Annotated in this window: 2 protein-coding genes; one reads left to right on the top strand and one right to left on the bottom strand. The window is 68.2% G+C overall.

Translation table 11 applies throughout. From position 1 onward, the window contains the following. On the bottom strand, window positions 1-1,645 hold a 1,645-nt coding region (locus Q1K57_RS14120), incomplete at its 3' end, for an AAA family ATPase (RefSeq protein WP_300083705.1). 25 nt (window positions 1,646-1,670) lie between these two features. Between Q1K57_RS14120 and Q1K57_RS14115 the strand changes: the two genes are divergently transcribed. Next, on the top strand, window positions 1,671-1,988 hold a 318-nt coding region (locus Q1K57_RS14115), incomplete at its 3' end, for a hypothetical protein (protein ID WP_300083703.1).

Genomic DNA, 1,988 nt, shown 5'->3' with positions numbered 1-1,988 from the left:
GTGGGATGAGGCCGGCGATAAGTCGCGTTGGCTTGCGGGTCCGGCCCGAGCCTGCGGGGCGGCCGGTCGCCCGCTCGACCCGGTAGTGCAGGACGGCGGCGATGTCGTCGGCGTCATCGAATCCTCGCGCGGCCACGAGGCGCGGCAAGAGCGCATCAAGGTTGTGATGGTTGGCCTCGGCGCGGCGAAGTTCAGCGGCAAGGGGGCCGAACGCCTCGGACTCGATGGCGCTCTCGGCCTGTTCGTCGGAGAGACCGGAGCAGCGGATGAGGGCAGCCCAGCGGTCATGCTGGGCTGCGGCGGCGATGGTCTCGTACTCGGCGGCGAGCTGGGCGATCGAGCCCCACTGTTCCTGCTCGGCGACGATGGTCTCGTGCGCCGAGAGTTCGGCCCCGCTGTGCTGGAGAACGCCGTACAGCACGCTTCGCGCGGTGGCATGCGGGTCGTCGCCAGGGTGCAGCTGGGCATGGTCGTCGGCGCGGTCGAGAGTCACGTAGGCGTGGTTCGCGTGCCGCCCTCGGGTCATAGCGACGTAGAAGGTCTCCCTCGTCGAGGTCGGTTCGACCAACACGTGCGCACTGTCGGTCGTGATGCCTTGGGCGCGGTAGGCGGTGACTGCGTAACCGAGATCGACATGCTCGGCCACATACGAGGCCGGGAGGACGATGCTGCCGCCGAACCTGCGCCCACGCCTGCGAGCCTTGATGGTTCCGTCATCGCCGACGGTGGTGCCGGTTCCGTAGTCGCGTGCGATGGTGATGGTCCCGTCGTCGCCGACGGCGGTGACGGTCCAGATGTCGCCGTTGCGTACCCAGTCCCGCCCGACCAGGGTGCGCAGTTCGCGCTTGTTGAGTCGCGTGATGATGGTGTCGCCGACGCCAGCGGCGGTGCCGTCGCGCAGCTCGACTTCGCGGTCGGGATTCAGAGTCTTGTTGAGGATCAGGTCGGCGCGGGCGCGACCGTTCAGCGCGGTCACGTCGTCGTGGGTTTCAGCGATCAGCACAGAAACGAGTCCCGCGTCGCGGTCGGCGCGCCATGCGTTGTAAGCCGCGTCGGTCATGGCCTCGGCGTCGCCATCGGCGATGCGCTGGTGGGCGAGGTAAGTGTCGATAGCCGCTGTGCGCCCGTGACGCAGCTCGAGTGAGGCGGTCTTCTCCCAGGCATGGGTGAAGCGGTGAACGTCGACCAGTTCGGGAGTGTCGGCCCGGTCTCTAGCGATCATCGCGAACGCGCCGCCGGCATCTACGGATTGCAGTTGGGCGTAGTCGCCGACAAGCAGCACCTTCGCGCCAGCGTCTTGGGCGAGGTGGGTGATGCGGTCCAGTGACAGGGTGCCGGCGAGGGAGGCTTCGTCGATGATGACGAGCTGGCCTGCCTCGAACGCGGTGCCGTGGATCAGGTGGTTCTGCCACCACTTCGCAGTGTTCTCCGTCGCGATTCCGAGGTCGTCGGCGAGGACCTGTGCGGCGACCGCTGACGGCGCGAGCCCGACGACGGAACCGGAGCCGTGCTGGGCTTCCCAGGCGCGGCGGAGCGCGTTCATTGCGGTGGTCTTGCCCGCACCGGCAGGACCGACCAGAACGTCGAGCATCCGACCCGACACCGCGATCCGGGTCAGGGCGTCGGCTTGGTCGTCGCCGAGCATCCGACCGTCCGCATCGGGACTGCGCGTGATCTTCTCGACCGTGGCAAGCGTCACCGTCGACCCGCCGAGGTTGGCTGCTCGTTCGAGAAGTCTGTCCTCGGCCGCGAGCTGGGACTCGGAGGTGAACACGGTCGAGCTCTTCGGTCGGAACACCGAGGTGCCGTCGGTCCGACGGAACACGACGGGCGAGGCGGCGAGTTCGGGCGGGGTCAAGCGAAGCGAAGCTAACTCGGCGGCATCGGCAACCATGGCGACGATGGCTTCCCGGTCGTGCATGGTGGCGAAGCGCCAGCCCATCGTCTGCCGGGATGCCTCGGCCATGAGATTCCAGCGTCGCCAGGTC

Source organism: Propioniciclava sp. (assembly GCF_029977985.1).
Taxonomy (GTDB): domain Bacteria; phylum Actinomycetota; class Actinomycetes; order Propionibacteriales; family Propionibacteriaceae; genus Propioniciclava.
The sequence above is the reverse complement of the archived record's forward strand: the minus strand, read 5'-3'. Positions and strand labels throughout refer to the sequence as shown.